Source organism: Clostridium sp. FP2, from assembly GCF_011065955.2.
Lineage (GTDB): Bacteria > Bacillota > Clostridia > Clostridiales > Clostridiaceae > Clostridium_AD > Clostridium_AD tagluense.
Map to the genome: position 1 here is coordinate 1,212,066 of NZ_JAAMNI020000001.1, position 23,951 is coordinate 1,236,016.

Sequence of the window (23,951 nt, forward strand, 5' to 3'; positions counted from 1 at the left end):
AATGTGAACTGTATTATTGTTGATGATGAATTTCCTTCAAGAGAAGAACTAAAGTATTTCATAAACAATTTTAGTAACATTAAAATAATGGAGGAATTTGATGATTCGATTATTGCACTAGAATACATTGAACTAAACAAACCCGACATTATTTTTTTAGATATTAATATGCCCAAATTGGATGGAATGGCACTCGGCAAAATTATTAGCCACTTCCCCAAAAAATCTCTTGTTATTTTTATTACGGCTCATAAAGATTATGCTGTAGATGCTTTTGAAATTCAAGCTTATGATTACATATTAAAGCCCTATTCAGAAGAACGTATAGTTAGTACATTGAAAAAAATTGAGAAATGTTCAGATGAAAAATTTACAAATAGCAAAATAACCCTTTGGAAAGATAATAAAATGATTGTAAGGAGCATAACTCAAATTTCTTACTGCGAAGCAAAAGAACGGGAAACATTAATTTATATCAATGGGGAACAGTACAATGTGAGTTGTAGTATATCAGAATTCTATAAAAAGCTTCCAAAGGAATTCTTTTTTAGAAGTCATAGATCATATATAATAAATATTGATAAAATACTAGAAATAGTTCCATGGTTTAACAATACCTATATGTTAAAGATACAAGGTGAGAGCGCAGATATACCAGTAAGTAGAAATAATATAATTGAGTTTAAACACATAATGGGTATATAAAAGCACTTTATGTGCTTTTATTGTTTTTTCATGTATGAAACCGTCTTCAATTCCTGAAAACATATTATAATTTAGTTATTAAAAGTTTATAACTAGAGTATAGAAGGAGGAGTTCAAATGGTTTCATTTATTTTAGCAATTATTGCACTTATTGTAGGTTATTTTATTTATGGTACAATCGTAGAAAAAGCTTTTGGCGCAGATGAAAAAATTCAAACTCCGGCTGTGAGGCTGGCGGATGGTGTAGATTTTGTTGAGATGCCTGAATGGAAAATTTTCTTAATTCAATTTCTTAACATTGCAGGACTAGGTCCCATATTTGGTGCTATTGCAGGTGCAATGTGGGGACCAGTAGCATTTTTATGGATTGTCTTTGGATGTATTTTTGCAGGTGGAGTTCACGATTATTTTTCAGGTATGTTATCAGTAAGACATGATGGCGCAAGTATTCCTGAAGTAGTAGGAAAATATCTGGGGAAAGGCTTTCAAAACTTTATGAGAGTGTTTTCAATTATAGTTTTAATACTAGTTGGAGTAGTTTTCGTAACAGGACCTGCAGGTATTTTAAAAGATTTAACAGGAATGAATTTTCAAATATTAATTTATATAATATTTGCATATTATATATTGGCAACAATGGTTCCAATAGATAAGCTTATAGGAAAAATATATCCTATTTTCGGATTTTGCTTATTAATTATGGCAGTGGGTATTGCTGGTGCTTTGATTTTCGGAGGATTACCTATTCCAGAAATAACACTATCAAATTTAGTTAACATGCATTCAGCTCCAGATAAAAACCCAGTATTTCCCATGTTATTTATAACCATTGCTTGTGGAGCTATTTCAGGCTTTCATGCAACTCAATCACCTTTAATGGCTAGGTGTATATCTAGTGAAAAACAAGGTAAAAAAATATTTTACGGTTCAATGATAGTAGAGGGAATAGTTGCATTAATTTGGGCAGCGGCTGCAATGAGCTTCTTCGGAGGAGTTGACCAATTAAATGCTACAATGGCTTTGCCAGGCCATACAGCAGCATGGGTAGTAAATGAATCTTCAATTAGTTTACTTGGAAAAGTTGGTGGAATATTAGCTATACTTGGAGTTGTAGCTTGTCCTATAACCTCTGGAGACACAGCATTTAGAAGTGCAAGATTAACTATAGCTGATGCATTAAAATTTAATCAAGGTCCTATTAAAAATAGATTCATGATTAGTATTCCACTATTTGCTATAGGTTTCATATTAACTAAGATGGATTTTGCAATAATATGGAGATACTTTGGATGGTCAAATCAAACTTTAGCTACTATAGTATTATGGACAGCGGGTATGTATATGGTTAATATAGGTAAAAAGCACTGGATGGCAACGGTGCCAGCTACATTTATGACAGCAGTATGTACTTCTTATATTTTAATTGCACCAGAGGGGTTTAAACTTTCGCAAGGAATTGCATACCCTTTAGGAATTATAGCAGCAATTGCAGCAATGGTAATTTTCTTAATTGCAGCAAAAAAGGTAGAAGTAAAGACAACGGTTAAAATGTAAATTTTTTATAAATCCCCTTTATAAAATAAAAAGGCTGCTAACATAATTATTATGTTAACAGTCTTTACTTATTTGTTTTTGATAATTTTACCATTAACCATTACAAATTCTACTTTACTTCTTAAATCAAAGGGATGTCCACTATATATAATAATATCTGCATCTTTTCCAAGTTCTAAGCTTCCAACTTTGCTTTGGATACCAAGTATTTCTGCAGCGTTTATAGTTATTGCCTTAAGAGCCTCTTCTTCATCCATACCCTCTCTTGCAGCAATACCTGCGCATACTGGAAGATATTGAAGGGGAATAACAGGGTGATCTGTCATTATAGCTACCTTTATGCCAGCTTTTGAAAGGATTCCAGGGGTTTCAAAAGTTAGATTTTGAAGTTCTACTTTTGACCTATTAGATAGTGTTGGACCTAAAATTATACCCTTTTGGATGCCTTCTTTTAAATAATCTACAATTAAGTGGCCTTCAGTGCAGTGGTCAAGGGTTATATCTATATCAAATTCCTTGGCGATTCGAAGGGCAGTAAGTATATCATCAGCCCTATGAGCATGGGCTTTTAAAGGAATCTCTTTTTTTATAACCTTTGCTAGTGCTTCCATTTTCATGTCAAATTCAGGTACTTTATCAGGGGTTTCTAAGGCTTTATTTTGTTTTTCTACATACACCTTTGCTTTAAAAAGATTTTCCCTGAGGATAGCAGCGGTTCCCATTCTTGTACTTGGAGATTTTTTGAGGGAGTGATATACTCTTTTAGGGTTTTCGCCAAAAGCTACTTTCATAGCAAGACAATCATTTACAATCATATCATCAATTCTATCTCCATAGGTTTTAATAACTGCAAACTGTCCACCAATAACATTAGCGCTACCTGGACCAGTTGCAACCGTTGTTATTCCAGCTTCTAGTGCATCTTTAAAACATATATCTCTAGGGTTAATTGCGTCGATTGCTCTTAAATGAGGAGTAACAGGATCAACGGCCTCATTACCATCGGCACCTTCAAAGCCCATTCCATCTTCCCACATTCCTAGATGACAGTGAGCATCAATCATTCCTGGCATAACAAACTTACCTTTAGCATCAATGATTTCTGCATTGCCGGGTGGCCTTACGTCATTTCCAATAGCGATAATTTTACCATGATCAACTAAAATCATTCCATTTTGGAAATTATCATTAGCCATTGTATGTATATTGGCATTTTTAATTAAAATCATATAAAAACCCCCTTAATTTCATATTGTTAATTTTGTTGAAGATAGTATTTAGGTTTACGAACATTTCGACAATTAAAATATCTATAAACAATATTATAACATATTTATGAAATATTTATATGAAGACTAGTAACAATCATTACTTAATGAATTAATAATTGTTGCTAGTCGCAATTATCCTCATCTATACATTAGGTGATTGAAAATTTGGTTTAAGATTCCTATTGGGAAGATAGGCAAATTTTAAAAGTATAGGAGTAATTAAAGTAGTTGCGATTACCACAATGATTACAGGTCCAAAAAATTTGTCTGACATAAGATTCATTGCTACCCCAACATTTGCAACTATAAGGGCAACTTCCCCCCTAGAAATCATACCTATACCAATCCTTATAGATTCCACGCTTGTATATTTACAAACTTTTGCCCCGAGTCCACAACCAATAACCTTTGTTAATATTGCTACTATAAGTAGTGCTATTGTAAAAATTATCATAGGTGCGTCCATAGCACTAATAGTGGTTTTTATTCCGATATTAGCAAAGAATATAGGGGAAAGAAGTAGATACGACAGAGTGTCTATTTTAATAGAAACATACCTTGACTCACAAGTGGTTGAAATAATTATTCCAGCAATATAAGCACCGGTTATATCAGCTATTCCAAAATAGCGCTCTGCCATAAAAGCCATTAATAAGCAGAAAACTAATCCGTAAATAGATATTCTTTTTTTAGGACCATGAAATTTGCTTAATTTATTAAAAACATAATAAAATGTAATACCAATTATTGCGGTAATTACAAAAAAAACAATAATTTTAAATAGAACAAAGCCAATATTTACAGAAGAATTTGCTAAACTAGTTATTATGGTTAAGAGAACTATACCAATTACATCATCTATAACAGCTGCGCCCAATATAGCAGTTCCTGAGCGAGTTTTTAGTGTACCAAGTTCTTGTAATGTTTCTACGGTAATACTTACAGAGGTAGCAGTAAGTACAACTCCTATAAAAATGTTTTCTAATAATTTTCCCGTAGACATATTTAATAATTGTCCACTATTATTGTAAAATGCTGCCACAGCAAAACCACCAATAAGGGGTAAAATTACACCTATTATTGCAATTATTAATGAAGCTTTTCCACACTTTTTTAATTCTTTCATGTCAGTCTCGAGGCCTGCGCTAAACATTAATACTATTACACCTAATTCTGACATTTTTGATATAAAGTCAGTTTCATGAATAATACCAAGCATTGAAGGACCTAAAATTAATCCAGCTAGTAGTGCACCAACTACTTGAGGCATGTGAATTTTTTTTGTTACTAGGCCTAAAACTTTGGTACTTAATAAAATGATGGCTAAGTCTATAAGGAAATTGATTTCTAACATAATATGTAACTCCTTTCCAGTTGTGTATTTTTACCGAAAGTTTCTAATATTCTTAAACATTCAGTCATGTTATTTTAACACTATTACAAGAATAATACAATAAATGTAAATAAAAATAAAAAATAGTAAATAAGTAATATTTTAATATAAATTAGCAGTATAAAAAAACTGATTAGAAAGTAAAATTTCTAATCAGTTTTTTTTATTCTAAAACATTTTGTTTGAAAGTTAGAAAGTTTTGCATATCGAAGGTATGCATAAGTAAACCTTATTCAAAGTTAAGTTATCGTCTATGCTCCACAAGATCAATGGCTCCTAGCACTATGTGGGCTAGGCCAAATCCAATAACACCTGCTTCAATCATAGGAAGCATATTTTTCTTTTTCATATTATTTCTTGAAAATGATGCACCTGCAGCAGTTACAACTGTACCTAGCATAGTTGGAATTAATCCTTCACGCATATTAAAAGCCTCCCTTTTAATTTTATATTATTATCTTTTACAAATGTGAGATTTTTAATACTACAAAATATATAGAATATATGCTTTATATTTCTAGTGATTAATCCTTAAAATCTTTAAGGAATTTATTGAGTGCATTGTCTGTTTTTTGTTGATTTTCATAACTATTAGAACGCTTAGGGTCACTGTCTTTTTTTTTCATTTGAAATGAATTATTCTTGGAATTGTTATCATCATACATTTTCACACTTTTAATTTTCTTATTCTGTAAGTTGGTTTTAACTTTATTTGGACTAATATTTTCGTTTGTATTAGATGAATTATTAGAATTTTTGTTTTCAGATTTATCATCCTCTTTAATTTTATCCTCTTTTCTTTTAATTGGTTTATCACTGTTTTTAACTTTTTCTTTAATTTGTGAGGATTTATCATTTGATTTATTAGTATTAATGTCTGCTAAAGATTCTTTTTGAAGATGTTTCTTGGCATTCTCATTTTTACTAATGGACTCTTTTTTGTGACTATTCTCATTCAAAGTAGAGATATCTAGTTTTTTATTATTAACTGTAATATCTACTTTTTTATTATTCCTTGAAGAAGAATTAATTATAATATTTAGGTTATTACTATCTATAATATTTTTAAAATTAGAAATATCTATAGAGTTATCTTTATTACCTTTGATATCAACAGTAATATTTTTTTTATCATTTATATATTCAGCGTTTATAAAATTTTCAGACTTAGCTTCTTTAACTAAAAGCTCAAGACCACTATCTATAGACTTGTTATTTAACACAATATTATTAAGTATTGTTGAGCCATCTGAATTTAATCCTTTAGAACTAATAATTTTATTCCATCTGTTAGCTTTAAGAGAAATAGAAGGATTAATATTAATAACTATATCTGTAACTGGAGTATAGTAGCTATAAGCAGCCACACTAGAAATAAGTAGAAACATTAATGAAGCAGCAGTTATGGCATATTTATAGTGAAATAAATTTTTTTTATATAATTCTCCTGTATGAATTTCACCTACCTTAGGTAATACTTTACTGATTTTTATATATACAAACTCTCCACTTGAGGTCATAATCCCAACTTTTTTATTAACAATACACATTACAATACCTGTTTTAATCATTTAGTTCACCCTCTTTTATATTTAGGTAGGATTTTAAATACACATATTCTGGATTTATAAGTATCAATATCAAAGAAATTATATATATACGCCACTTTTCAATTAATTTTCTATTTGAGGCAGTTAATATTATTATTTCTTTAGTTGGAAGCCTTCTTTTGGTCTTTAAATGATTAAGCACTGATTCTTCTCTAGCACATAAAAAAGCAAGGTTTAATAGATTATTTCTAGTATCCTTGTGAGAAGGAGATAAACTAATAAGAGAATCAAAATTTATTTTGTACTTTAATAACTCCTCTGAAAATAACTTTATTTCATCAGCCCTAAATCCATTCTCAATTTGAATTTCAAAATTGTTAATAGAATTTTTCCCGTCTATGTAATCCACGTTGCCATTATTGTTATCAAAGATTAGATTGGGAGAGTTTTTATTTTTTCTGAAAAAATCTATAAGTGCATTTTTAATGATGATTTTAACAAAACCATAAAAATTTCCTTTAGTTTCATCATATTTGTCACAGGCCATGTTAAAAGCCATAAGTGAAATACTAAGCTCTTCATCATTTTCCCAAATTAAATGCCTTTTGCAGATTTTACTTGTAGTTGAATAAATAAAACCTTTGTTAGCTCCAATAAAATTGCTACGATTTTCGGGAAGTAAAGCATCTATATTAAAACTCTGTTCTTCATCTAAACTAGAGACTGTTTTTTTATTTTTATGAAAAAGAAGTTTTAAGTTCATTTGTCCACCCCTTATATTCTTTATACGTAAATACTACTAATTTTAAGAGGGAAAAGAAACATAAATATATTTTCCAAAGAAATATAAAATGCAATTCAAAAAAATCAAAAACCCTCTAATAAATAATAACATGTTTCGTATATATAGTGGAAATGAAGAATATGGGATAACAATTAATAATTGCTATTTACATAAGACAAATATGAGGATAAATTAACATAAAAAACAATAATAAAAAAACAAAAGAAGAAATAGAGCAGAAATCAAGTGAAACTAGAGAAAATAAAAGTAACTAAATAGAGTAGTATTAACTTAGCATAAAAATTTCTTTACAGGTAAAAATAAGATATTGTAATATACCATTACAATATCTTATTTTAATTGTAGAGGAGGAAAATGAAAATTTATGAAAAAAACAAAATTACCAAAAGGCCAGCATGAAGAACAAGTTGAAAATGTGAAAAATATGCTCCAAAGAGGTATGGGGATAATTGAAATTATAGGCTTAACAAGTCTAAATGAAGAGGAAGTTATAGGAATTAATAATGAATTTAGAGGGGAATAGTAGAAAATAAAATGACGGGGAGTTCCCCCGTCATTTATTTATTATTAATCCCTGCAACAAAATTTAATTCCCGAGCTGCAGCTAAAACCTGTTCCTTATCCACAGTACAAGTAACAGTGGAAAGACCATATTTTTCTAGGATGCTAGTTATTTCCTCATGAGTAATATCCGTAGATGGAGATTCTCCTTGTATTCGTAAATCTAAGTCATTATTATCACGCTTAAAAGAAACTAAATATTCACCTGCATCATTTTTGTCCAGTATAAAACCTTTAGCCATTATTATGCCCCCTTCTTTACACAAATAATACAATTATAGTATAATGCACAACTAATTAATTATCAAAGCATTTTATTTGCACAATAAAATGTATTAAACAAAATAATATGTAAAAGATAATAAATGTAATGTTTAAGTTAAGAAAAATTTAGGAGGGGAAATTATGCCAAAAAAAGGAATGAGTAGACCTCAAGTTCAACCTAAAGGTGATAATAATAAGAAAATGAAGGGTGACGATGCAAAAAGAGTTCCTGAAGTAGGAAAATAAAAAACATTAAAAAGCTGCTTATTTTATAGGCAGCCTTTTATTATTATAAAGCCATAAGCCTATATTTTATAGCTATAATGTAAAAAAATTAAACTTATTGAATATTAATGAATTTATTTATTGTTTTTAAATGGACAATAGGGTAAAATCTACATGTATGAGATAATAAAATAATATTTTTATATTTTAGGGGGATTTTAGTGAAGAGAGTTTGTAAAAAGATTTTTTTTGGATTGATTTTTATGGTTTTTATAATGAGCAAGTCTTTTAATGTTCTAGCAGTTAATTTACAAGATGAACAAAAGGTTACAAAGGATAAAATTTGGACAATAACTTTCAATTATTCTATTTTATCTGATGAACTAGTCCATGACAATATTACTGTAATAAATGATCAAGGGCAAAAGATGAATGTAATTCTAGAGATTAGTGAAGATAAAAAAAAGGTTATAATAAAACCACCTATTGATGGGTATGTAGAAGGTGGAAAATACCAATTAAACATAGGTGATAAATTACAGTCAATTGAAGGTAAGCCACTAACCAAAGCTCACAGTATTATGTTTGTCATAGAAAAACCTGTATCTATATTAAAAGTAAATAATATCAACTTATCTATAAAACAGGGACAAGCATATATTCCTCAAAAAAAAGTAACAGTAGATTTAAGTAATGGTATACGTCAAGATAAGGATGTTATTTGGGATAGCAGTATTGTAGATACAACTAAAGTAGGAATACATACTTTAAAAGGAAAAGTTGAAGGATATGAATCAGAAGTAATTTTAACTTTAACAATTTTAAAAATTGAAGTTAATTATAATGACCTGGTAAAAGCATCACCAGTAATTGCCACCATATCAAGGGATTCAGATTTATATGCGCAAATGTCGACTAAATCTAATAAACTTGCTTTGGCAAAAAAAGGAGTCAAGGTAGAGGTTATTAAAGACAGTGGATATAAATGGTATTATATAAAGACCAATGTAGGGAAATATGGCTGGGTAGAAGCAGAGAGTTTAATAATACCTAATGATCCGAAAACTAACACAGTTAGGCTTTCAACAGCACAACTAGAGGGCTATGTAAATGTTAAAAGCTTTAAAAGCAACACTAAATATTTCATGTGGGTAGATCTTAATCGTCAAATTGTTAACGTATTTCAAGGAACAGAGGGAAAGTACAAGCTTTTAAAAACTATGAGTTGTGCAACAGGAAGAAATATTTCTCCTACAGTGAGAGGTACTTTTGCTATTCAAAATAGAGGGGCTTCGTTTTTTAAAGGTAGTAGTGGAGCGAAGAATTGGGTGGCATGGAATGAACAATATTTATTCCATTCTATAATTATGGACGCCAATGGAAATGTAAAAGATTATACTTTAGGGAAAAGAGCCTCTGCTGGATGCATAAGATTATCAATAAATGATAGTAAATGGGTCTATGATAATATGCCTAATGGCACAGCTGTATGGGTTAATTAATCCTTATAAATGCAAATCAGTGTACAGTAATATTTTAAAAATTGACTTTAAATAAATTAAACACCATGTTGATTATCTCAACATGGTGTTTAATTTATTTAAAGCTGTTCCTTATTCATATAAACCAAAGCCAGTAATAACTAGTGTATCCCAATCAGTTTCTTCATTTTTAACCCAATTGTATTCAATACATAGCTGTTTTAACCAGGCATTAAGGCCACTACTTTTTTTACTGGCATTTGGAGCCTGTCTTCCAAAACTTTCTTTTATGGTTTCAAGTAATTCTATTTGATCGTCTTTTACCATCTCTTTATCTAACATTTCTTCTATAACATCGCAACATTCTTCATAACATTTTTTATCCTCAGCATACAATTCATCTGCCAGTAGCTGCCTTTTGTTATTTAGGGTATCTCGGACAACATTAATTTCTTCTAAATTTGATAAGTACTTTTTAGCTATATTCATAGCTGCAATATCATTATCTATTCTAATTATTGCTCTTTCTAATTTTGCATTTCTCATTTTAATCTTCTCACTTTACATTTTTTATTTAGTCATTAATTTAGGCATCTTGAAAAAAATAACTCATGTGAATGCTTGTTATTTTTTTTAAGATGCCTAATGACAATAAATCAATTATATCATTAAATTTACTATGATACAAAGCTTAGCTTACGATTTATGCAATTTCAATTCTTTATTTACTATTAAAAGATGAGTTAAAGCTGTATATCTGAACATGAAAAAAATAATATTGGAAAATATTGAAATATTATAAGAAAAAGTATAATATTAGAAGTACGATATACTATTAACAATTTTATTTAGTAATGTATATAGAAAATGCTAGATAACACTTGATAATTAGTATCTAAGCCAAACAGAAGGGAGAGGAATGACATGAAAAAATTAAAGGGCGTCTTGAATAATATTTATGGAGGCAAAGTTTTAGATGTAGGCACGGGTAGAGGAGAATTTATCGATTTACTTAAAGAAAATTTAAAGGATTATACAGAGATAATAGGTATAGATATGAATGATATTGCTTTAGAAAATGCAAAAGAGAGATTTAAAGATGAAAATATAGACTTTATAAAAATGGATGCAGAAAATTTGAATTTTAAGGATAACACTTTTGATACAGTATGTATTTCAAATGCTATACACCATCTCCCAAATATACAAAAAGTTCTTAATGAAATGAAAAGAGTTTTAAAACCAGGTGGATATTTTCTGCTTCTAGAAATGTTTTGCGATAATCAAAATGAAACGCAATTTACCTATGTGTATTTCCATCACTTTATTGCAGAAATTCAGACTTTGATTGGAGGATATCATAATAAAACACTAAAAAAACAAGAAATATTAGATATTGCTAATAGTTTAACGCTAGAAAAATTAATCTATTTTGAATGTAATTATGAAGAAGATAATCCAATGAGCGATGAGGAATTAAAAGGTATGCATAAAGCTGTAGATGATTATGTTGAGAAAACTAAAGATTTTCCTCAATATGAAAGTTATAAGAATCAGGGACAAATTATTAAAGAAAGACTTTTAAATATAGGGGTGTCCCTTGCTACAGAATTATTTATTATGGGGAATAAATAATTAAAGGAATCTAAACATATAATTGAAAATTTAAATAACAGGGGTGATATAACATGTTATCAAAAATATTAATCGAGGAAGTATTAAGCAAGGCGTTATGTACAGGAGGGGATTTTTCAGAAATTTTTTTAGAAGACACTGTAAAAAATAATATATCAATGGTTGATGGAAGAGTAGATAATTCTGTATCTGGAAGAGAGTTTGGAATAGGTATTAGGATATTTAAAGGCCTTAATAGTGTATATGCATATACAAATGATGCAAGTCGAGAATCCTTATTAGAAACAGCGTGCAAAGCTGCCTGCGCTGTAGGAAGTATTAACAATGATATATGTATAGATATAAACTTAACAGAAAGAATATGTTCAAACATTCATCCTATTTTATATGTTCCATCCACTGTTAGCAACTTAAAAAAGGTAGTGGAAATGAAAAAAGCCTATACTGCAGCTAAAAATTATAGCAGTGAAATAGCCCAAGTAACAATAACCTATGTAGATGTGGACCAAAAGGTTTTAATAGCAAATAGTGAAGGCTTATTAACTAATGATAGAAGAATAAGGACAAGAGCATTTATAGAAGCAGTAGCTAGTAATGGATTAGAAAACCAAATGGGTTACCAAGGGCCAGGAAGGAAAATGGGCTTTGAAATGTTTGATGCTATTAATATTGAAGAAATAGCAAGACAAGCTAGTAAAACAGCTGTTACTATGTTACATGCAGCAGTTTGTCCAGCAGGGAAAATGCCTGTAGTAATAGATAATGCATTTGGAGGAGTTATATTCCATGAAGCATGTGGTCATGCTCTAGAAGCTGCAGCTGTAGCAAAAGGTAACTCGATATTTGCAGGTAAATTAGGAGAAAAGATTGCATCAGACAAGGTAACTGCAATCGATGATGGTATTATGCCAAATTTATGGGGTTCAATAAATATTGACGATGAAGGAACTCCAGCTAAAAGGAATGTACTAATTGAAAATGGTATTCTAAAAGGATATATGATAGACAAATTAAATAGTAGAAGAATGAATATGGAGATTACAGGAAGTAGTAGACGCGAATCCTATAAATTTGCACCAACTTCAAGAATGACTAATACATTTATTGCTCCAGGAAATGATGATGAAAATGCTATTATAGCCACCACGGAACAGGGCTTATATGCAAAACAAATGGGTGGAGGTTCAGTAAATCCTGTAACAGGAGAATTTAATTTTGCAGTAGTGGAGGGATATTTAATTAAAAATGGTAAGATAGATACCCCAGTAAGGGGAGCTACCTTGATAGGAAAAGGAGCGGATATATTATTCAATATTGATATGGTAGGGAAAAATTTACAACATGGTCAGGGAATGTGCGGCGCATCAAGCGGAAATGTACCAACAAATGTAGGACAGCCTATGATTAGAGTATCAGAGATTACAGTAGGTGGAAGATAGGAGGAATTTATATGACATTAAATGAATTTGTAAAAAAAATATTTAAAAGGGCGAAAGAAGCTTGCTTTAGTGAGTATGAAATATATTATGAATCCGGAGAAAGCTTAGATATAGAAATATTTAAAAAGGAAGTAGATAAATATAGTTTGAATAAAACTATGGGTATAAGCTTTAGAGGTATTTATGAAGGCAAAATGGGATATTCATACACAGAAATTATGGATGATGAAGCAATAGAACTATTAATAGAAAAAGCAAAGTCAAATGCCCAAATTATTGAGAATGAAGAGAAAGAAATTATTTTTGAAGGCAGTAACAAATATGAAGATTTTAATGGATATAATGAGGAGATTAACAGCATATCACCTGAAGATAAGATAAAACTCGCAATGGCGCTTGAAAATGAGGCTTACAAATGCAGTGAGTATGTTAAAAATACAGGAGAATGTTCTTTAGGAACAACAGAAAATGAAAGAAGAATAATAAATTCAAAAGGATTGGACATTAGCACTAAAGTTAATGGTATATATGGATTCATGGAACCTGTTGTTACGAAGGAGGGAAAGACTAATAATTCCTATGCATATAAATTCACAAACGATATGAGTGAATTTGATATAAAAAAAATTGCAAGAGAAAGTGTAGATGAGTCTTTGGCTTATTTTGATGCAGAATCAGTGAAAACAGGTAAATATAGAGTGATGCTTAAAAATTCAGTATCTGCGGAATTTCTTCAAACTTTTGAAGGGATATTTAGCGCTGATAATACTCAAAAAGGCTTATCACTATTAAAGGGTAAAGTAGGAGAAACTATTGCTTCTAACAGTTTAACAATAGTTGACAATCCATTTTTAAAAGGGAGTCTATGTTGTACACCCTTTGATGCAGAAGGAGTAGCCACATATTGTAAGGATATAGTGGAAAAAGGGAGGCTAAAAACATTACTTCATAATCTTAAGACTGCTACAGTGGAGGGCGTAGTGAGTACAGGAAATGCTTCAAAAGCATCCTTCACGTCTCTTATAAAGGTTGCACCTACAACTTTATATATTGAAAAAGGAATAAAATCCTATGAAGATATGATTAGAGCTTTGGACAATGGAATTATAATAACAGAGGTACAGGGAACTCATTCAGGGGCCAATCCTATATCAGGAGATTTCTCACTAGCAGCTAAAGGATTTTTAGTGGAAAATGGTAAAATAATAAGACCAGTTGAGCAGATAACTATAGCTGGTAACTATTTTGAAGTTATGAAAGATACTCTGGAGGTTGGATGTGACTTTAAACTAGGAATACCAAGGTCGGGATCTTGTTTTGGTAGCCCCTGCGTTTTAATAAGGGAAATTTCAGTTGCAGGTCTTTAGATATAAGTAGAAGGCAATTGTGGACAGTTTATAGCTGTCCACAATTGCCTTCTAATCTAGTTTAGATTCTAATTCACTTAAAATTTTAATATATCTATCTTGTAGGTTATTTTTTGTAGCCTCAGTTTCTACTGTAAAGCATAGAGTATCTATTTCTTCTAACTGCTTTTCACTTAAACTTTTTTGTGCAAAAGTATAAATAGCGGTATCCTCCTTGTCGATATGCCTATTAAGTAAATCAGTGTAAGCTATAGCATTGGCGATTATATCTACTCTTGAGTCATTATCACCAGCTTTGAATTTAGCTAAGGCTGCTTCTAGATTGCTCATAAAAAGTCTTCCTAAATCATGTTCAACTAACATGCCCATAATAGGACCATTCGCTATTCTATCACCTAAAACTTCACTCATCTTTTTAAAAAGAATAACCTCTTCTTTATTATGATGGTGTTTATCTGCAAAATTTCTTACAAAATCAATAACAATATTAAAGTCATTATAATCCACTTTTTCATTGTTAAGTACTTTAATAGAGAATTTTCGAACCACAACTAACATTCTTTTTATAAGTTTATGTTCTTCCATCATTAATTCTATAGCATTCATAATACTTCCTCCTAAAATTAATATTTCATCAATTTAATAACCCTAGTTTTATTTTTATAAGAAAAATAAATATCTATATTTTAGTTTAACCAGAAAAGTATATTATATAAATATTTAAAAATTGACAATTATTATTAATCAATAATATATCATACAAAATTCTGAAAGTAAATGCTACTGGATACAGAACATTAAAAAAAATACTAAGTGAGGATATATTATTACAGGTTTAAAAAAACTCCATTTTAATTTCCTTGATTTTTAACATCACGCCTTAAAAATAAGGACAGTATAAAACCAATTACAATGACTATAACTGCAGCTTTCGTGGAATAACGGAAACCACTATATAGTGCTTGTACCTTAAATTCAGCAGTGTTTCCGCTACTTATATTATTTAAAAAATTGTTCTGACCTGCCGTTGTAAGACCGACAAATAGTGTGGATCCAATTGCCGCGGCTATCTGAATTGCTGTGTTTGTAATAGCAACTCCATCCGCTTGTTGCCTACTTGATAATTGATTAAGTGCGTTTGTTTGGCTAGGAGACAGTGATAGAGCAACTCCAAGACATACAAAAGAATATAATATGGCAATTGTTTTTATAGATGTGGAGACGCCAATATGTGATAATAACCACATAAAAATACATATTATAAATAAGCCAACAGGTATCAGTACTTTGCCTCCAAACCTATCAAAAATTTTGCCAGCTATGGGTGTGACTAAGCAGTCAATTACTGCGGCTGGAAGTAAAACAAGGGCTGCGGTTAAAGAAGAAGTATTTAAACCATTCTGTAATACCAGTGGCAGTAGCATATTCATGGAGAACTGTATCATCTGTGCAATTATAAGAAGTGTTATACACAGTGTGAATATGGGTTGCTTAAAAACACGTAGTTCTAACATTGGTTGTTTTAAGGATAATTGACGTTTAGTAAAGAAAATTAATGCTATTATTCCAAAAGCAAAGGATATAATAATAGTTAAATTGTTACCATTTGAATCATTTATAGAACTTATACCATAGATGGTTCCAGCAAAGCCTATAGTTGATAGAGCAATCGACAAGTAATCAATTTTAGGCTTTGTTATTACAGAAACATTCTCTAAAAACATTGCGCCAGTAATTATTGATATAAGAGATAAGGGAATCAACATTATAAATAAGAATTGCCAATTTAAAAACTGTAATATTGTGCCAGAAACTATTGGACCTAATGCTGGACCAACTAAAATTGCGCAGACACATAAACCCATTGCTGAACCACGTTTCTCTGGAGGATTTATTACTAAAGCGGTATTCATCATTATAGGTATTAGCATTCCTGTTCCTGTGGCTTGTATCATTCTTGAAATAAGCAGGGCAGGGAAAGAAGTAGAGAAGACAGCCAATATTGTTCCTACTAAGAATAATATCATTGCACTTAAAAATAGTGGCTTTGTATTGAAGCTATGAATAAGAAAAGCTGTGATTGGTATAAGAATACCAACTACTAGCACATAACCAGTGGCAAGCCATTGTATTGTGGTAGCAGTTACATGCATTTCCGCCATAAGCGAAGGGAATGCTACATTCAATAGTGTCTCATTAAATAGGGATAAAAAGCCCCCAAATAGCAGGACAGCCATCATAGCTTTTACATTATATTTCTTATCTTCTTCAAAATTATTTTTTTTTAATTCCATAAATTCCATTCTCCTTTTTACAATTAGACCAGTCTACATATTTAAAAAAATACTTCCTACATAAAATATGTACTATAAGAATTTAATTGTTTAATAATAGTTCTATTTGGTTACTTACCACTAAAAGTGCTGAAACATCCCTTTTGGTTACAGATACAGTAATTGCACCTTCAATCATTAAATTGATAACCATACCTAATTCTTCAGCTTTTTCTTTATTAAACCCACTTTCAATTAACTTTTCTGTGTATATAGTTTCCATAACTATAATAGCTTTTTTACACGCCTCCCTTAGTTGATCACTTAAGAGATGTGTTTCTAAAGATAACAAGCTAATGGAAATATCCTGAAGTCCATCTTCACTATTCAATTCTTCTATTATGGTTTTTATATTGTATTGCATAGCTTTGATTGGGTTTAAATATTTTCCTAATGCAGTTCTTATACTTTTCGCTATAGCTTCACTTGCCAGTTTTATAGCTTCTACAGCTAGTTCTTCTTTGCCATTTGGGAAATAGTAATATAAGGAGCCTTTAGGTGAAGCACTTTCCTTTAAAATTTCATTTAAGCCTGTGGCATTATAACCTTTAAGCTGAAAAAGCCTAGAGGCGGTGGTAAGTATTTTTTCTCTTGAATCAGTTTTATTATTCATTTACTTTCACCCTCTATCTTAAATTATAGTAACTGGTCTACATATAGTATATTATTATTTCTATATTGTCAATAAAAATCGATTGATGATGTATTCTAATAAGGTATTGCAAGGCAGTAGTAATTGCTGAAGAAATATAGTGAATTTTCAAAAAAAATATGATATTCTTAGATTATAATTTAGGCGTTTGATATTTTTGATAACATATTGAATTAGTAAATGAAATATAAAAGGCTAACAATGGAATATTCACATTTACAAATGTTTGGGGAGGATATGTATGATTGATTTGAATATAGGACAAATAGCAGCATTCGTTACTGCTATTTGTTGGACAATAACTCCTATTGCTTTTGAAGCAGCTGGAAAAAGAGTAGGTTCTCTTTCTGTAAATTTTATAAGACTTATTTTAGCATTTTTCCTAATAGGAATATTTACATTCACTACGAGAGGTATGTTTTTGCCACTAGATGCTTCAATAAACACATGGCTATGGTTAAGTGTTTCTGGAGTTATAGGATTTGTTTTAGGAGATCTATTTTTATTTGAAGCCTTTGTGCTTATAGGCTCACGGATATCCTTATTGATTATGGCAGTGGTTCCACCAATAACAGCATTAATTGGTTTTTTTATTCTAGGTGAAAGACTTACCGTTTTAGACCTCCTAGGAATGTTTATAACTATGGGTGGAATATTTCTTGTTATATTAGTCAAAGGATCTAATGAAAAAAAAGTAAAATTATCTCATCCAATAAAAGGTATTTCTTATGCATTTATTGGTGCAATAGGACAAGCTGTAGGCATGGTATTTAGTAAATTAGGTATGGGTAATTATAATGCTTTTGCAGCAACTCAAATTCGAATTATAGCGGCTACAGTCGCTTTTGCAATGATAATCACATTAAGGAAGAATTGGAGTAGCTTAGCGCTAGCATTGAAAGATTTTAAAGCTGTAAAATATATTTCCATAGGGTCATTTTTCGGTCCATTCATAGGGGTGTCCTTGTCCTTATTAGCTGTGCAATATATATCTACAGGAGTAGCATCCACAATTTCTTCGCTTTCCCGTATTTTAATTATACCTATTTCGATAATTGTATTTAAAGAAAAAGTGTCAGCAAAAGAGGTATTAGGAGCAGCAATAACCATAGGGGGAGTTGCATTATTGTTTATCTAAAGGATGTAGAGCATGAGCAGGCTCCAAGTTTTATGATGAAAAAGTGGAAATTTTTCTGTGTACTTTGCAAACGAGTTTGAAACTGAAATTTTGATTTAGAAATTCTAATGCTTTGCTTATGTAAAATTCAATTCAATAATTTAACAATAAATAAAACAAAATAAGGAATATTGATGATATAATTTACTTACAATATTTGTGCGGAAAGCCCACTCCTTCAGGTGTGGGATGGATAGCATAAGAAACTAGCTTTGTATTTTTTTGGTGGGTATAAAATCATTTACAACATACACATTTTGCGATATACTTTAATTATGGAAAATAAATATAGAACAACTAAAACTACAGTAAGTTTAATTAATTATCATTTTATATTTTGCCCAAGGTATAGAAGAAAAATATTCTTAATACCTAATGTGGAAGAAAGATTTAAGAATATGGTCAAATGTGTATGTGAGGAGATAGATATTGAAATTATCGCAATAGAATGTGATACAGACCATACTCATATGGTTTTGAATTGTCTTCCGACATTAAGTCCTTCTGATATTATGCAAAAAATAAAGGGTGTAACAAGTAGGCTTTTGAGAGACGAGTTTAACGAATTGAAGAAAATGCCTAGTTTATGGACTAGAAATTATTTTATATCAACTGCAAGAAATGTAAGTAGTGAAACGGTAAAAAAGTATGTAGAAAGTCAAAAAACAAGATATTAAAAAGCGAGGTGAATACTGTGCCAAATTATATTTTGACAGTAAAGCTAGATACGGAAAAATATCAAGAAAATATTTTAGATAAAAGATTAGAAATAGGTAGGAGTATATATAATAGCTGTTTAGGAGAATTATATAAAAGATATAATTATATGAGACAGTCTAAGGAATATAAGAAAGTTGTTAAAATGACTATAGGGAAAGACCGTAATAAACAATTCAATGAATTAAATAAAAAATATGGTTTGACAGAGTATTCACTTCATGATTTTGTAAAACCTATTCAAAAACATTTTAAAGGCAATATAGATAGCTTCACCACTCAAAAAATAGCTTCACGGTGCTTTAGTGCATTTCAAGGATTAATGTTTCATACTGCAAATAGGGTTTGTTTTAAGAAATATGGAGAAATGAACAGTGTAGAAGGAAAATCCAATAAAACAGGAATTAGATTTAGGGATAATAAATTAATTTGGAATGGATTAGAAGCAAATGTGATTATAAATAAAAATGATGAATATGCAGAAATTTCGCTATTAAACAAAGTTAAATATTGTAGAATAGTTAGAAAATTTATTCGTGGAAAATATAAATATTATATTCAATTAGTTTTAGATGGTATTCCTCCTGTTAAATATAATAAAGAAACTGGGGAAGTTAAAAATAGTATAGGGAAGGGCAATGTTGGAATAGATATTGGAACTCAAACTATAGGAATTGCTTCAAAATATGATGTTAAATTATTAGAATTAGCACCCGAAATTAATAATATTGAAACAATTAAAAGAAGATTATTAAGAAAACTAGATAGACAAAGGAGAATTAACAATCCTAATAATTTTAATGAAAATGGTACAATAAAACATGGTGTAAAATTAATATGGGTTAAATCCAATAAGTATATTAAAATGCAAAATGAATTAAGAGATATTCAAAGGAAACAAGCTGATATAAGAAAGCAAAGTCATAATATTTTAGCTAATAAAATAGTGGGTTTAGGTGATAGGATATTAGTGGAAACAATGAACTATAAAGGATTGCAAAAACGTTCCCAAAATACTACCGTAAATGAAAAAACAGGAAAATTTAATAAGAAAAAAAGATTTGGAAAGTCTTTAGCGAATAAAGCACCAAGTATGCTTTTAACTATATTAGACAATAAATTAAAGTGGAATAATACTGAATTATATAAAGTTAATACTTATAAAATAAAAGCATCACAGTATAACCATTTTGATGAGAAGTATAATAAAAAAGAATTAAGTGAACGTTTCAACATATTTAATATAGATAATGAAGAAATTAGAATTCAAAGAGATTTATATTCTAGTTTTTTAATAATGAATGTAAAAGAAAATTTAGAAGAAATAGATAGAGAAAAGTGTTTCAGCGAATACGGTAATTTTAAAATGCTTCATGATAAAGAAATAAATAGATTATTAAGTAGTGAAAATAAGAAAATATCAAGTATGGGAATATAAAAAAATAATAAGGTTTTGATATGAGCCTTTAAACTATCGTTAATTTATCCATTGGGATAATTGGTAGTAAAAGTCTTAGAGAAGTTATTTAGTTCTTATATGTTGTAGTTTATAGTTTTTATATAAATGAGAGTATAGGAGAAGATAATGTATTTAAGAACCCCATGCCTTTAGGCGTGGGAGTATCAGAAGTAAACTTATAGAAAAAAATATTTGGAAAAGGAGTTGGTATTATGACTATTAATTACGCACATAGAGGTGCAAGTGCATATTACCCGGAAAATACAATGCTTTCCTTTGAAAAGGCTTTAGAAATGGGTGCTACAGGAATAGAAACAGATGTGCAGTTAACAAAGGATGGTGTGTTAGTACTTATTCATGACGAGATGGTTAATAGGACAACTAATGGGGAAGGATTTGTAAAAGACTATACTTATAAGGAACTAAATAAGTTAGATGCTGGTTCTTGGATGGACGAGAAGTTTGCAGGAATTAAAATTCCTACAGTTGAGGAGTTAATTTACCTAACTTTGGATAAAGATATTATTATTAATTTTGAAATCAAAAACGGAATAGTAATATATGAAGATATTGAACAAAAACTTATTGATCTGATTTATAAGCATAAAATAAATCATAAAGTTATTTTATCTAGTTTTAATCACTATTCTATAGCTAAGTGTAATAAAATATCTAAGGGAATTAATACAGGCGTATTATATATGGAAGGGATTTATAAGCCATATAATTATGCAAGTACTGTTGGGGCAAATGCTATTCATCCATATTTTCCTGCCATAAATGAGGAAGTAATAAAACAAACTCAAAAGCACAGGACTCAGATAAATGTGTTTACTGTGGATGATGAAGAGAAAATGAAATTTTTCTTAAATATGAAGGTTGATGGTATTATAACTAATTGTCCTGATAAGCTCCATAAAATAATGATATTATATAAATAAAATTGATATCTAAAAAAGGAGAGGCTAGGGGAAATTATGAAAAATAAAAGTAATATATATTTAGCTTTAGGTATATTATGTGAAGTTTACTTTATAGGAACAATAATATTTGGAGGAATAGTAACTTTTGCTGAGTTTTATCTGGGTCTTGGAGTATTATTAATAACACTAGGGTTAATTAAACGGAAAAGTAAAAGTGAATATATTTTAATAAAACCTGGTAAGGCTCGAACAGTAATAAAAATATGCTTTTTTATAGGACTAGCTTCCTTCGTAGTTATTGAAGCATGTATAATTCAATCAGCCATATCAAAGCATAAAGATAAAAGTGATTACCTAGTGATTCTAGGGGCGGGAGTTAGAGGAGAAGTTCCGTCAACGGCACTTTATCAAAGGCTTTACGCTAGTCTAGAGTATATTAAAATCAACCCTAATGTTAAGATAGTAGTTTCAGGGGGGAAGGGCTCTGGTGAGAGTATCACTGAAGCAGAAGCTATGAAAAGATTTTTAATAAAACATGGAGTAGCACGGGGGCAGATAATAAAGGAAGAAAAGTCAACCAGCACTTTAGAAAATATGAAATTCACAACAGAAGTTTTAGAAGCATTAGAGGGAAGTGAAAATATAGAAGTAACTATTGTAACAAATAACTTTCATATGTTTAGAGCTAAATTTTTAGCACAAAGGCAGGGTTTAAAGGTATATGGATATCCTGCAGCACTTCATCCGATGCTAGTGCCTACATGCTTTGTTAGGGAGTACTTAGCAGTAATAAACTCCTTTGTATTTGATAGATAATCACATTACAATGCCATTTAAGCTAAGAAATTTTTCTTATATTATACTATAACGAAAAGTATATATTACTGAAAATGCTTTAATTTGCCGTGGTAATTTAAATTACTACGGCTTATTTAAATGCATTCTACGCAATATATACTTCTTTAAAATTAGCACAGCTATATAATCTATAAAATGTATATTATGGAGTGGACAAATTTAAATCAAATAGGTTTTCTTCTAATAAAAAATATCTGTACTACTAAAAACACTAATAATTCCCCACCTAAATTACTAAGCCATATGCCGTTATTTCCTATAATTCTAGGCAATATGAATAAAGAGATTTGTGTAGCCATAAAGCCTCTAAATAAGCATATAACAGTTGAAACCTTGCTCATTTTGATACATTGAAAATAAGATGACTTAATTATATTAATAGCAGTAAAGAAAGTTCCTAAACTAAATAATTTAAATGCACTATATGTTATGGATATTAATTCATTGTTAGAAGTGAAAAAGGATATTATGTATTTCCCAAATAAAAAAACAATAAAAAAGTTAACAAATGCTGCTATAAGCGCAGTATTTAAAGCTAGTGAATAGTAATATTTAACTTTCTTCTTATCTTTAGCTGCGTAATGAAAACTTAATAGAGGTTGCATACCTTGGGCTATACCCAAAATAATCATAGTTACGACTGTTATAGTATAGTTAATTATACTATAGGTAGCAGCTCCACTTCCACCAATTCTCTTTAAAATCACTATATTAAATGACATTGTTACTACCGCTATAGTACATTCTGTTAGGAATGAAGGAAATCCTATTATTGTTATATCTTTAATTGCTTGAAGGGATAGTTTGCATCTTTTAAACCTAAGAACTCCTTTTCCTCTTAAAAAATAAATAATTGCTATCATCATACTTACAAGTTCACCTAAACCTGTAGCTATAGCAGCCCCTATAATACCCCATTTAAATATAAAGATAAATATATAATCTAGCAATATGTTAGTTAGGGATCCGGCTATCATTGCACACATAGCAAGTTTTGGCGCGCCATCATTTCTTAAAAAACAGTTTAGTCCCTGGCTTAAAACTAAAGGTATGGAAAACAAGAAACAAAACCTTATATAATTATACACATCATCTATTAAATAATCTGGTGATCCTAATGCATAAGCTATAGGTTTTGAGAAAAACACACCTACTATAAATAATGCTATTGCCGCTATAATTAAAAGCAAAATAGATTCATTGAATTTATTTATAGCATCCTGTTTTTTACCATACCCTAAGTTCATTGCAACCAGAGTTGATCCACCAACAGAAATTATGAGCGTTAATGCTGTAGCTATTAGGGTTGGTGGGAATGCTATATTTACGGCTGCTAATGCATTACTCCCAACACCTCTGCCTACAAATATTCCATCTACAATAATATATAATGATGCAACTAACATTCCGGTTACAGCTGGGATCACATAATTAAAAAATTTTCTCATAAGAATTATCTCCTCTCTACAAAGAAGAATTATATACTCTACAACGACTATGCCTTAATGTTTGAACTGATAAATTAGATAGTTTTGAAATTTCTCCAATTGAAAAATATTTTTCCATAATAAATCCCTTTTCT

The 23,951-nt window shown here is 30.0% G+C and carries 23 protein-coding genes; 12 read left to right on the top strand and 11 right to left on the bottom strand.

Going from position 1 to position 23,951, the window contains the following annotated elements:
* Nucleotides 1–3: 3 nt before the first annotated feature.
* Both G9F71_RS05620 and G9F71_RS05625 read left to right on the top strand, forming a co-directional pair.
* Nucleotides 4–705, top strand: a complete 702-nt coding sequence (locus G9F71_RS05620) for a LytR/AlgR family response regulator transcription factor (protein ID WP_164950025.1) — start codon at nucleotides 4–6, stop codon at nucleotides 703–705.
* Between the two features lie 117 nt (nucleotides 706–822).
* Complete coding sequence (locus tag G9F71_RS05625) at nucleotides 823–2,259, top strand: carbon starvation protein A (RefSeq protein WP_164950024.1); 1,437 nt, start codon at nucleotides 823–825, stop codon at nucleotides 2,257–2,259.
* Between the two features lie 68 nt (nucleotides 2,260–2,327).
* Here G9F71_RS05625 and G9F71_RS05630 read toward each other — a convergent pair whose 3' ends face one another.
* The 5 genes from G9F71_RS05630 to G9F71_RS05650 all read right to left on the bottom strand — a co-directional run bounded on the left by G9F71_RS05630 (nucleotide 2,328) and on the right by G9F71_RS05650 (nucleotide 7,236).
* Nucleotides 2,328–3,488 carry an amidohydrolase gene (locus G9F71_RS05630; protein WP_164950023.1) on the bottom strand — a complete coding sequence of 387 codons (1,161 nt, stop codon included), beginning with the start codon at nucleotides 3,486–3,488 and terminating at the stop codon, nucleotides 2,328–2,330.
* Nucleotides 3,489–3,672: 184 nt separating this feature from the next.
* The gene (locus G9F71_RS05635; RefSeq protein WP_164950022.1) at nucleotides 3,673–4,884 is read right to left on the bottom strand and encodes a cation:proton antiporter; all 1,212 of its coding nucleotides are present in this window, start codon (nucleotides 4,882–4,884) and stop codon (nucleotides 3,673–3,675) included.
* A 283-nt stretch (nucleotides 4,885–5,167) separates the two neighbouring features.
* On the bottom strand, nucleotides 5,168–5,347 hold the full coding sequence (locus G9F71_RS05640; protein ID WP_125001894.1) for an asparagine synthase: 180 nt from the start codon (nucleotides 5,345–5,347) through the stop codon (nucleotides 5,168–5,170).
* A gap of 100 nt (nucleotides 5,348–5,447) precedes the next feature.
* On the bottom strand, nucleotides 5,448–6,494 hold the full coding sequence (locus tag G9F71_RS05645; RefSeq protein ID WP_164950021.1) for an anti-sigma factor domain-containing protein: 1,047 nt from the start codon (nucleotides 6,492–6,494) through the stop codon (nucleotides 5,448–5,450).
* Nucleotides 6,487–7,236 (bottom strand): sigma factor, encoded by a 750-nt coding sequence (locus G9F71_RS05650; protein WP_164950020.1) that lies wholly within the window; start codon nucleotides 7,234–7,236, stop codon nucleotides 6,487–6,489. Before G9F71_RS05650 ends, G9F71_RS05645 begins: the two co-directional genes overlap by 8 nt.
* 406 nt (nucleotides 7,237–7,642) lie before the next feature.
* Between G9F71_RS05650 and G9F71_RS05655 the strand changes: the two genes are divergently transcribed.
* A complete protein-coding gene (locus tag G9F71_RS05655; RefSeq protein ID WP_164950019.1) occupies nucleotides 7,643–7,801 on the top strand; it encodes a hypothetical protein in 159 nt (52 codons plus the stop codon).
* A gap of 34 nt (nucleotides 7,802–7,835) precedes the next feature.
* Here G9F71_RS05655 and G9F71_RS05660 read toward each other — a convergent pair whose 3' ends face one another.
* Nucleotides 7,836–8,081 (bottom strand): hypothetical protein, encoded by a 246-nt coding sequence (locus G9F71_RS05660; protein ID WP_164950018.1) that lies wholly within the window; start codon nucleotides 8,079–8,081, stop codon nucleotides 7,836–7,838.
* Between the two features lie 468 nt (nucleotides 8,082–8,549).
* Here G9F71_RS05660 and G9F71_RS05665 point away from each other — a divergent pair, with 468 nt between their 5' ends.
* The gene (locus tag G9F71_RS05665; protein WP_164950017.1) at nucleotides 8,550–9,830 is read left to right on the top strand and encodes a L,D-transpeptidase family protein; all 1,281 of its coding nucleotides are present in this window, start codon (nucleotides 8,550–8,552) and stop codon (nucleotides 9,828–9,830) included.
* A 111-nt stretch (nucleotides 9,831–9,941) separates the two neighbouring features.
* Here the strand turns inward: G9F71_RS05665 and G9F71_RS05670 are convergent, their stop codons facing one another.
* Nucleotides 9,942–10,355 (bottom strand): hypothetical protein, encoded by a 414-nt coding sequence (locus tag G9F71_RS05670; RefSeq protein WP_125001909.1) that lies wholly within the window; start codon nucleotides 10,353–10,355, stop codon nucleotides 9,942–9,944.
* 378 nt (nucleotides 10,356–10,733) lie between these two features.
* Between G9F71_RS05670 and G9F71_RS05675 the strand changes: the two genes are divergently transcribed.
* Genes G9F71_RS05675 through G9F71_RS05685 form a run of 3 tightly spaced genes read left to right on the top strand, consistent with a single transcriptional unit; the run spans nucleotide 10,734 to nucleotide 14,250 of the window.
* Nucleotides 10,734–11,444, top strand: coding sequence for a class I SAM-dependent methyltransferase (locus tag G9F71_RS05675; RefSeq protein WP_164950016.1), 711 nt, complete (start codon nucleotides 10,734–10,736; stop codon nucleotides 11,442–11,444).
* A 53-nt stretch (nucleotides 11,445–11,497) separates the two neighbouring features.
* Nucleotides 11,498–12,883 (top strand): TldD/PmbA family protein, encoded by a 1,386-nt coding sequence (locus tag G9F71_RS05680; protein ID WP_164950015.1) that lies wholly within the window; start codon nucleotides 11,498–11,500, stop codon nucleotides 12,881–12,883.
* A gap of 11 nt (nucleotides 12,884–12,894) precedes the next feature.
* Nucleotides 12,895–14,250: a TldD/PmbA family protein gene (locus tag G9F71_RS05685; protein ID WP_164950014.1), complete on the top strand. Its 1,356-nt coding sequence runs from the start codon at nucleotides 12,895–12,897 to the stop codon at nucleotides 14,248–14,250.
* 51 nt (nucleotides 14,251–14,301) lie between these two features.
* Here the strand turns inward: G9F71_RS05685 and G9F71_RS05690 are convergent, their stop codons facing one another.
* The 3 genes from G9F71_RS05690 to G9F71_RS05700 form a co-directional block, all read right to left on the bottom strand.
* Nucleotides 14,302–14,856 (bottom strand): hemerythrin domain-containing protein, encoded by a 555-nt coding sequence (locus tag G9F71_RS05690; protein ID WP_164950013.1) that lies wholly within the window; start codon nucleotides 14,854–14,856, stop codon nucleotides 14,302–14,304.
* Between the two features lie 245 nt (nucleotides 14,857–15,101).
* Nucleotides 15,102–16,544, bottom strand: a complete 1,443-nt coding sequence (locus tag G9F71_RS05695; protein ID WP_164950012.1) for an MDR family MFS transporter — start codon at nucleotides 16,542–16,544, stop codon at nucleotides 15,102–15,104.
* A gap of 82 nt (nucleotides 16,545–16,626) precedes the next feature.
* Nucleotides 16,627–17,196, bottom strand: a complete 570-nt coding sequence (locus G9F71_RS05700; RefSeq protein WP_164950011.1) for a TetR/AcrR family transcriptional regulator — start codon at nucleotides 17,194–17,196, stop codon at nucleotides 16,627–16,629.
* A 280-nt stretch (nucleotides 17,197–17,476) separates the two neighbouring features.
* Between G9F71_RS05700 and G9F71_RS05705 the strand changes: the two genes are divergently transcribed.
* The 5 genes from G9F71_RS05705 (at nucleotide 17,477) to G9F71_RS05725 (ending at nucleotide 22,327) form a co-directional block, all read left to right on the top strand.
* On the top strand, nucleotides 17,477–18,373 hold the full coding sequence (locus G9F71_RS05705; RefSeq protein WP_164950010.1) for a DMT family transporter: 897 nt from the start codon (nucleotides 17,477–17,479) through the stop codon (nucleotides 18,371–18,373).
* A gap of 314 nt (nucleotides 18,374–18,687) precedes the next feature.
* Nucleotides 18,688–19,089, top strand: a complete 402-nt coding sequence (tnpA, locus tag G9F71_RS05710) for an IS200/IS605 family transposase (protein WP_164950009.1) — start codon at nucleotides 18,688–18,690, stop codon at nucleotides 19,087–19,089.
* A gap of 17 nt (nucleotides 19,090–19,106) precedes the next feature.
* Complete coding sequence (locus G9F71_RS05715; RefSeq protein WP_224626205.1) at nucleotides 19,107–20,567, top strand: transposase; 1,461 nt, start codon at nucleotides 19,107–19,109, stop codon at nucleotides 20,565–20,567.
* 233 nt (nucleotides 20,568–20,800) lie between these two features.
* On the top strand, nucleotides 20,801–21,529 hold the full coding sequence (locus G9F71_RS05720; RefSeq protein ID WP_125001928.1) for a glycerophosphodiester phosphodiesterase: 729 nt from the start codon (nucleotides 20,801–20,803) through the stop codon (nucleotides 21,527–21,529).
* Nucleotides 21,530–21,565: 36 nt separating this feature from the next.
* Nucleotides 21,566–22,327 (top strand): YdcF family protein, encoded by a 762-nt coding sequence (locus G9F71_RS05725; RefSeq protein ID WP_164950008.1) that lies wholly within the window; start codon nucleotides 21,566–21,568, stop codon nucleotides 22,325–22,327.
* A gap of 206 nt (nucleotides 22,328–22,533) precedes the next feature.
* Here the strand turns inward: G9F71_RS05725 and G9F71_RS05730 are convergent, their stop codons facing one another.
* Entirely contained in the window at nucleotides 22,534–23,817 is a 1,284-nt protein-coding gene (locus G9F71_RS05730) for an MATE family efflux transporter (protein WP_164950007.1), read from the bottom strand.
* Between the last annotated feature and the right edge of the window lie 134 nt (nucleotides 23,818–23,951).

Coding starts and splice junctions, on each gene's coding strand:
- G9F71_RS05625 (WP_164950024.1), top strand. CDS start 823: ATGGTTTCATTTATTTTAGCAATTATTGCACTTATTGTAGGTTATTTT.
- G9F71_RS05630 (WP_164950023.1), bottom strand. CDS start 3,488: ATGATTTTAATTAAAAATGCCAATATACATACAATGGCTAATGATAAT.
- G9F71_RS05635 (WP_164950022.1), bottom strand. CDS start 4,884: ATGTTAGAAATCAATTTCCTTATAGACTTAGCCATCATTTTATTAAGT.
- G9F71_RS05640 (WP_125001894.1), bottom strand. CDS start 5,347: ATGCGTGAAGGATTAATTCCAACTATGCTAGGTACAGTTGTAACTGCT.
- G9F71_RS05645 (WP_164950021.1), bottom strand. CDS start 6,494: ATGATTAAAACAGGTATTGTAATGTGTATTGTTAATAAAAAAGTTGGG.
- G9F71_RS05650 (WP_164950020.1), bottom strand. CDS start 7,236: ATGAACTTAAAACTTCTTTTTCATAAAAATAAAAAAACAGTCTCTAGT.
- G9F71_RS05655 (WP_164950019.1), top strand. CDS start 7,643: ATGAAAAAAACAAAATTACCAAAAGGCCAGCATGAAGAACAAGTTGAA.
- G9F71_RS05660 (WP_164950018.1), bottom strand. CDS start 8,081: ATGGCTAAAGGTTTTATACTGGACAAAAATGATGCAGGTGAATATTTA.
- G9F71_RS05670 (WP_125001909.1), bottom strand. CDS start 10,355: ATGAGAAATGCAAAATTAGAAAGAGCAATAATTAGAATAGATAATGAT.
- G9F71_RS05675 (WP_164950016.1), top strand. CDS start 10,734: ATGAAAAAATTAAAGGGCGTCTTGAATAATATTTATGGAGGCAAAGTT.
- G9F71_RS05680 (WP_164950015.1), top strand. CDS start 11,498: ATGTTATCAAAAATATTAATCGAGGAAGTATTAAGCAAGGCGTTATGT.
- G9F71_RS05685 (WP_164950014.1), top strand. CDS start 12,895: ATGACATTAAATGAATTTGTAAAAAAAATATTTAAAAGGGCGAAAGAA.
- G9F71_RS05690 (WP_164950013.1), bottom strand. CDS start 14,856: ATGAATGCTATAGAATTAATGATGGAAGAACATAAACTTATAAAAAGA.
- G9F71_RS05695 (WP_164950012.1), bottom strand. CDS start 16,544: ATGGAATTAAAAAAAAATAATTTTGAAGAAGATAAGAAATATAATGTA.
- G9F71_RS05700 (WP_164950011.1), bottom strand. CDS start 17,196: ATGAATAATAAAACTGATTCAAGAGAAAAAATACTTACCACCGCCTCT.
- G9F71_RS05705 (WP_164950010.1), top strand. CDS start 17,477: ATGATTGATTTGAATATAGGACAAATAGCAGCATTCGTTACTGCTATT.
- tnpA (WP_164950009.1), top strand. CDS start 18,688: ATGGAAAATAAATATAGAACAACTAAAACTACAGTAAGTTTAATTAAT.
- G9F71_RS05720 (WP_125001928.1), top strand. CDS start 20,801: ATGACTATTAATTACGCACATAGAGGTGCAAGTGCATATTACCCGGAA.
- G9F71_RS05725 (WP_164950008.1), top strand. CDS start 21,566: ATGAAAAATAAAAGTAATATATATTTAGCTTTAGGTATATTATGTGAA.
- G9F71_RS05730 (WP_164950007.1), bottom strand. CDS start 23,817: ATGAGAAAATTTTTTAATTATGTGATCCCAGCTGTAACCGGAATGTTA.